General features: G+C 69.8%; 6 protein-coding genes. 2 read left to right on the forward strand and 4 right to left on the reverse strand.

Annotated features, from left to right (window positions below):
• A complete protein-coding gene (gene ngcE / locus AB0O34_RS01095; RefSeq protein ID WP_363911226.1) occupies nucleotides 1-1,452 on the reverse strand; it encodes an N-acetylglucosamine/diacetylchitobiose ABC transporter substrate-binding protein in 1,452 nt (483 codons plus the stop codon).
• A 497-nt stretch (nucleotides 1,453-1,949) separates the two neighbouring features.
• On the opposite strand from ngcE, the gene AB0O34_RS01100 reads away from it, so the two are divergent.
• Nucleotides 1,950-3,173 (forward strand): DUF4032 domain-containing protein, encoded by a 1,224-nt coding sequence (locus tag AB0O34_RS01100; RefSeq protein WP_363911228.1) that lies wholly within the window; start codon nucleotides 1,950-1,952, stop codon nucleotides 3,171-3,173.
• Between the two features lies 1 nt (nucleotide 3,174).
• Here the strand turns inward: AB0O34_RS01100 and AB0O34_RS01105 are convergent, their stop codons facing one another.
• Nucleotides 3,175-3,675, reverse strand: coding sequence for a DUF523 domain-containing protein (locus tag AB0O34_RS01105; protein WP_363911230.1), 501 nt, complete (start codon nucleotides 3,673-3,675; stop codon nucleotides 3,175-3,177).
• Between the two features lie 39 nt (nucleotides 3,676-3,714).
• Nucleotides 3,715-4,827, reverse strand: a complete 1,113-nt coding sequence (locus tag AB0O34_RS01110) for an FAD-dependent monooxygenase (protein ID WP_363911232.1) — start codon at nucleotides 4,825-4,827, stop codon at nucleotides 3,715-3,717.
• Nucleotides 4,828-4,983: 156 nt separating this feature from the next.
• Here AB0O34_RS01110 and AB0O34_RS01115 point away from each other — a divergent pair, with 156 nt between their 5' ends.
• On the forward strand, nucleotides 4,984-5,946 hold the full coding sequence (locus AB0O34_RS01115) for a GntR family transcriptional regulator (RefSeq protein ID WP_363911234.1): 963 nt from the start codon (nucleotides 4,984-4,986) through the stop codon (nucleotides 5,944-5,946).
• On the opposite strand, the gene AB0O34_RS01120 is transcribed toward AB0O34_RS01115, so the two are convergent.
• Nucleotides 5,921-6,613 (reverse strand): alpha/beta hydrolase, encoded by a 693-nt coding sequence (locus AB0O34_RS01120; RefSeq protein WP_363911236.1) that lies wholly within the window; start codon nucleotides 6,611-6,613, stop codon nucleotides 5,921-5,923. The two genes, AB0O34_RS01115 and AB0O34_RS01120, sit on opposite strands and share 26 nt — an antisense overlap.
• Between the last annotated feature and the right edge of the window lie 35 nt (nucleotides 6,614-6,648).

The following is a 6,648-nucleotide window of genomic DNA, read 5'->3' on the forward strand; positions in this document are numbered from 1 at the left end:
CTACACCGTCCGGTTCTGCTTGGTGGTGGAGGAGTCGGCCTTGACCGCGTCGGCCTTCTTCTGCATCTTGGCGCAGAACTCATCGGCGGAGATGCGGCCGAACATCAGCGAGTTGGTCTGCTTGCGCAGCTCGGTCTCCAGCTCCTTGTACCAGTTCTCGAAGCTGCTGTAGGTGACGATGTTGGCGCCCGCGGCCGTCTGGGCGTCGTTGATGCTCTTGAGGCCCGGGGACAGCGACAGGCCCTCGGCGGCGCCGACGACGACGGTGAGGCTGCCGGACTTCTCGGTGAAGCCCTTGGCGCCTTCCTTGGAGAGCATGATGCGGGCGTACTCGAGGGCGCCGGGGGTGTTCTTGCCCTTCGAGGGGATGATGTACGGCTCGCCCGCGGCGGAGCGGATGGCCTCGAACGGCATCTTGTCGGACGGCGTGAGGCTCGGGGTCGGCGTCACGGCGTACTCGAAGGTGTCGGGCGTGTTGCTCTTCTGCTCGTTCTCCAGCCAGGAGCCGGACGGGTACAGCGCGACCTTGTCCTGGTTCTGCCGGGTCTGGACTTCGGTGTGGATGAGACCCTCGTAGCTCTTGTCCATGTACTTGCCGATTTCGGCCCACGCGGCGGCCGACTGCTTCACCGAGTCGCGGGTCCAGGCGCCGTCTTCGAGGTTGTCGATGTCGATCAGGAGCTGGTTGCCCTCGATCTTCGCCGCCGTGATGAGGATCATCCAGTACTGGTAGTAGGAGGCGTTCTTGCCCGCGTAGGCGTAGGGCGTGATGCCGGCCTTCTTGATGGTCTCGCAGAGGGTCTTGAACTCGTCGAACGTCTTCGGCGGGGTCCAGCCCTTCTCCTTGAAGAGCTTGCCGTTGTACCAGAGGCCGTATCCGCTGGAGACGTAGTTGAGGATGTACGGCTTGCCGGCGATGAGGCCCGACTCGACGGTGCCGGGGATCAGCGTGTCCCTGACCTTCTTGCTCGGGTCGTCGAGCGAGGGGGCGTCGAACAGCTGGGTGAGGTCGAGCAGCTGGCCCTCGGTCTGCAGGGCGCCGTTGTCCATCAGGTCGGAGCCGGAGTTGGCGATGAAGTCGGGGACGTCGCCGCTGGCGAAGCGGGGCTGCAGCGTCTGGGCGATCTGCTGCGTGGCGACGTGCTTGACGGAGGCCTTCGGGAACTCCTTCTTGTACAGCGGCTCGTGCACGTCGGTGGCGTAGCTGTCGCCGAGACCGCCCTTGAAGATGACGACTTCGAGGGGAGCGTCCGCCTTGACCCCGAAGGGGTTGGCAGCCGAGGTCGCGGCGCCGCTGCCCGCGGCGGTCGGGGAGGCCGCGGAGCTGCCTCCGCTGGTCGCACAGGCGCTCAGCATGCTCGCCGCCGGACCTGCGACGAGTGCGGTAAGGCCGATCCGGCGGAGCATCTGCCGCCGGGTGATCTCTCGGGGCGTGCCGGCGGAGTTGGACATGCAACCCTCCAGGAATGGGGCAATCAATTAGGAAAGTTTCCTAAACGTTTGAGGAACGTACGTCCATCCCAGTACAGCGTCAAGTGGTATGGGCCAACCCGTGATCGAGCTGTAGCCGACCAGCAAACGACCCGCGACAAAGGGGGAAGTCCGACACCTCGCGAAACTCCTCCGTAACCTAACAACAGCACAGGTCATCGCCCGATGATGGCACAAATTGAAGCGGAATCGACACCCTTTTGACCCGGTCTAGACCAGTGAAGTCGCGGCGGCTCGTCATGCCGTCAAAGGCCCGGTCGACCGCGTCTCCCGCCGGTCCCGCCGGTCGCCCGGAGTGAGGGCATGAGCACGGGACGTCATCAGCGGGCGGCGGACCTCGCGCTCTACGCGGGACCCGGATGTCCACGCAGCGGACCGGGCTGCGGCCGAACCCGCGGAGCGGCTAGCGTCGAACCCAACATCCCCGACATTCGAGGAGCAAAGGGTTGCCGCTCCAGATGACTGGCGCTCCCAGCGATCCCGACCTCATCCGTCTGCCTTGGGACATTCCCCTCGAGAACTGGCCCGAGCACCACCTCGTGACGCTGCCGCGCGGCATCTCCCGGCACATCGTCCGGTTCGCCCGGCTGTCCGGGCGGGTCTACGCGATCAAGGAGATCAGCGAGCGGTACGCCAAGCGGGAGTACCAGCTCCTGTGGGACCTGAGCCGTCTCGACACCCCGTCCGTCGAGCCCGTGGCGGTCGTGACCGGCAGGACGGACGCCGCCGGCGAGCCGCTGGACTCGGCGCTGATCACCCGGCACCTGCAGTTCTCGCTCCCCTACCGCGCGATGCTGTCGGGCACGCTGCGTCCCGACACGCTGATCCGCCTGCTCGACGCGCTGGCCGTGCTGCTCGTACGCCTGCACCTGGCCGGGTTCTACTGGGGCGACTGCTCGCTGAGCAACACGCTCTTCAGGCGTGACGCGGGGGCGTTCGCGGCGTATCTGGTGGACGCGGAGACCGGCGAGCTCCACCCGGTGATCAGCGAGGGCCAGCGCGCCCACGACATCGACGTCGCCTACGTCAACATTTATGGGGAAATGCTCGACCTGGAGGCCGGAGGATTCCTGCACCCCTCGATCGACCCCCTGGCGTTCGCCGACCAGCTCTGCGAGCGGTACCACCGGCTCTGGAACGAGCTCACACAGGAGGAGATCGTCGAGGACGTCGAGTGGCATCTCATCGACCAGCGGATCCGGCGGCTGAACTCGCTCGGCTTCGACGTCGCCGAGATGATGGTCAGGCGCAAGGCGGGCACGGCCCGGCTGATCGTGCGGCCGAAGGTGGTGGACGCCGGGCACCACCAGCGCCGCCTGCTCCGCCTCACCGGGCTCGACGTCGAGGAGAACCAGGCCAGGCGGCTGCTCAACGACCTCGACTCCTTCCGGGTCGCCAAGGGGCTCCGCCACGAGGACGAGGCGATCGTCGCGCACCGCTGGCTCGCCGAGACCTTCCAGCCGACCGTGCACGCCATCCCGCAGCACCTGCGCGGCAAGCTGGAGCCCGCGCAGCTCTTCCACGAGGTGCTCGACCACCGCTGGTTCATGTCGGAGGCCGAGGGCCGCGACGTCGGGCTGGACGCGGCCCTGCGGTCGTACGTCGACACCGTGCTCGTGTACAAGCCCGACGAGAAGGCCATCATCGGCGACGACTCCACCGCGGACCCGGTGAGCCCCTGATCTACAGGGTGGCCTCTAGCTCGCCGAGGTACTCCGCGGCCTCGGCGATGCGGTCCTCGCCGTACACGCGGATGCCGTCGGCCTCCAGCAGGGCGGCGGTCACCCCGGCGCCGGGGGTGACGCTCCCCCGGAAGGTGCCGTCGTGGATGCGCAGGCTGCCGCAGGACGGGCTTCCGTCCTTCAGCAGGGCGATCCTGATGCCCATGGAGCGAGCCAGGGCGAGGGCGGAGTAGGCCCCGGAGAGGAAGTGGCGGGTGACGTCGGAGCCCTCGGGCGTGAGGATGCGGGCCGCGCCGGACAGCACGGCCGCGCCGCCGACGCCACCTTCGATCTCCGCGGGCGGCCTCGGCACGGGCAGCCCGCCCTCGACCTCCGGGCAGAACGGCACTAGCCGCCCCTCGGCACGCCAGCCCGCGAGCAGCGCGTCGTCGACGGTCTTGGCACGCCCGTCGAAGCGCACCCGCCGCCCCATCAGGCACGCGCTGACGAGGATCCTCTCCATCCCTTCACGTTAGCCCGCAGGGCCGTACCGGACGCAGGCTCATCCGGCGTCGAGCGATATCCCGTTCTTCGCGCGGTCGATCGACTCCTCTGACGCGGCCCCGCCGGGGTTCTCGGTGGCGAGCGCCTGGTTCAGCTCGGCGAACGGACGCATGCGCCGCTCGTATCGGGTGAACGCGGCCTCGTGGTCGTCGCCCGCCCGGCCGAGCTCCTGGGCCAGTACGTAGGCGCCAACCAGCGCCAGGCTGGTCCCCTGGCCGGACAGCGGCGAGGGGCAGTAGCCGGCGTCGCCGAGCAGCGTGACCCTGCCCTTCGTCCAGCGGTCGGCGCGGATCTGGGCCATCGCGTCGAAATAGAAGTCCGGCGCCTCCCACATGGCCTTCAGCAGCCTCGGGGTCTCCCAGCGCAGGCCCGACAGCCGCTCGGCGACGAGCCTCTTCTGCCGCTCGGCGTCGCCGTAGTCGTGGCCGGGCGGCTCGGACGCGAAGCCGAGCGTGACCCTGATCTCGGTGTTGCCGCGCACCGGGTAGATGCCGTAGCCCGCGTCGCCCTCCCTGTACCAGACCTGCCAGTTGTCCAGGTTCAGGAAGTTGTCCGCGCTGAAGATCGCCAGATGGGTGCCGAGGGGGTGGATGAACCGGCCCTCCTCGCCGAAGGCCAGCCTGCGCACGTTGGAGTGCAGGCCGTCGGCGCCCACCACCAGGTCGAAGGCGCGAGCCTCCCCGTGCTCGAAGCCGGCCCGCACGCCGTGCTCTTCCTCCTCCAGGGTTTCGATCGAGTCGCCGAAGACGTACTCGACGTCGTCGCGCGTCCGCTCGTACAGCAGGCTCGTCAGGTCCTCGCGCAGCAGCTCGACGTCGCCGCTGTCGAGGCGGCCGGCCGAGAAGGTCATCTCGGTGGACCGCCAGGTCTCGTTGCCGTCGCCGTCGACGGTCGACATGCCGCGCATCCGGGTGCGGGCCCGCCGCACCTCGGCTTCGATGCCCATCCGCGCGACGACCTCCATGGCCACGCCGCGGACGTCGATCGCCTGGCCGCCCGGCCGGAGCGCGGAGGCGCGCTCGACCACGGTGGGCGTGAAGCCATGGCGGCGCAGCCAGTAGGCGAGCGCGGGCCCGGCGACGCTCGCGCCGGAGATGAGCACTGTCTTCATGGAAACCTCCCGAATACGTTGTACGCCACTGAATGTACAGCGTATGCACAGCCCTGCCAACGGGCGTTTTAATCCTCGTGTACTAGTACAGATGCCGACTCAGTAGCATTCGTGCTGCTAGCCTCTGTACTAGTACAGGAAGGGGAGGCGGCAGTGGTGGCGAAATCCGATCCGCCGTACCTCCGGATCGCCGCCGAGATCCGGCGGCGCATCGCGGAGGGCGAGCTCGCTCCCGGCGAGCGGGTGCCCTCGACCCGGCGGATCGCCAGGGAGTGGGACGTGGCCCTGGCCACGGCGACGAAGGCGCTGACCGCGCTGCGCCAGGAAGGGCTCGTAGAGGCCCGGCCCCGGGCCGGCACCGTGGTGGCTCCCCTCGAACCCGCCCCCGAGCGGCCCCGTCGCCGCGCCGCGGCCGACCCCGACCACGAGCTGACCCGCGAGCGCATCGTGCGCGCCGCCATCGAGATCGCCGACGCCGAGGGACTGGCCGCGCTGTCCATGCGCGGCGTCGCGGCCCGGCTGGGCGTCGCCACCATGTCGCCCTACCGCCATGTCAACAGCAAGGATGACCTGATCCTGCTGATGGCCGACGCCGCCTTCGGCGAGGAGTCCTATCCCGCCGAGGTGCCCTCCGGCTGGCGGGCTCGCCTGGAGCTCGGGGGGCGCAAGCTGTGGGAGATCCACCGCAGGCATCCGTGGCTGGCGCAGGTCGCCGCGCTCACCCGGCCCGTGGCGCTGCCCAATCTGATGGTCCACGCCGAGTGGGCGTTGAGCGCCCTCGACGGCCATGGCCTCGGCCCCGCGACCATGCTCGACCTGCACGTGCTGTTCTACAGCTACGTGCAGAGCATCGCGGCGAACCTCGAAAGGGCGGCGCAGGAGGAGGCCGCCACAGGACTGTCGGAGGACCAGTGGATGGACCTCCAGACGCCCGCGCTTTCGGCCATCGCCACGTCAGGCGACTGCCCGACGTTCGCCAGGATCGTCGGAGAGCTGGAGGACGGCTACGACCTCCGGCTCGACGAGCTGTTCGAGCTGGGCCTCAAGCAGCTGCTCGACGGCCTCGCCGTGCGCTTCGAGGGCGAGACGAGGGCTACGGGCGGTCGGCCCGCTCGGTGAGCTCGGTGACGGCGGCGGCGATCTCCGGCCACAGCGGGCGCGGCAGGTCGTGGGCCATCCCGGGGAAGGTGAGGAGCTTGGCGCCCGGGATCGCGTCCGCCGTGGCGACGCCGCCCGGAAGCTGGACCAGCGGATCGGCCTCGCCGTGGATCACCAGAGCGGGCACCGACAGCTCCCGGAGGGCGGCGGTGCGATCGCCCGAGGCGAGGATCGCCGCGAACTGGCGCCCGAACCCGGCGGGGTCGTAGGAACGGTCGAAGCTCCTGCCCGCGAGAGTGGCGATCCGTTCCTCCTCCATCGGGAACCCGGGCGAGCCGAGGACCTTCCACACCTCCACCGCGCGGCGGACGGCCGCCTCCCGGTCGGAGACCGGCCGGGACATGAGCGCGGCCATGGCCTGCTCGGTCGGCGCCCCGATCTGCGGGCCGGGCGTGGACATGATGGAGGTGAGGCTGCGGGTCCTGGCCGGATGCCGGATGGCGAAGGTCTGGGCGATCATCCCGCCCATCGACGCCCCGAGCACGTGGGCGCTCGCCCAGCCGAGCGCGTCCAGCAGCCCGGCCGCGTCGTCGGCCATGTCGCCGAGCAGGTACGGCACCGCCGGCGCGGCGTCGGCGGCCGCCGCGGCCCCGGGGGGCCTGGCGCCCGCGGGGGGGTGGGGCGTCAAGGCCACGACGCCGTTGTGCTAGAGGGCGCCGAGGG

It is taken from the genome of Sphaerisporangium sp. NPDC088356, assembly GCF_040685555.1.
Taxonomy (GTDB): domain Bacteria; phylum Actinomycetota; class Actinomycetes; order Streptosporangiales; family Streptosporangiaceae; genus Sphaerisporangium.

Bases quoted from the DNA above. Each gene is read 5' to 3' on its own strand.
- ngcE (WP_363911226.1), bottom strand. From the start codon at position 1,452: ATGTCCAACTCCGCCGGCACGCCCCGAGAGATCACCCGGCGGCAGATG.
- AB0O34_RS01100 (WP_363911228.1), top strand. From the start codon at position 1,950: ATGACTGGCGCTCCCAGCGATCCCGACCTCATCCGTCTGCCTTGGGAC.
- AB0O34_RS01105 (WP_363911230.1), bottom strand. From the start codon at position 3,675: ATGGAGAGGATCCTCGTCAGCGCGTGCCTGATGGGGCGGCGGGTGCGC.
- AB0O34_RS01110 (WP_363911232.1), bottom strand. From the start codon at position 4,827: ATGAAGACAGTGCTCATCTCCGGCGCGAGCGTCGCCGGGCCCGCGCTC.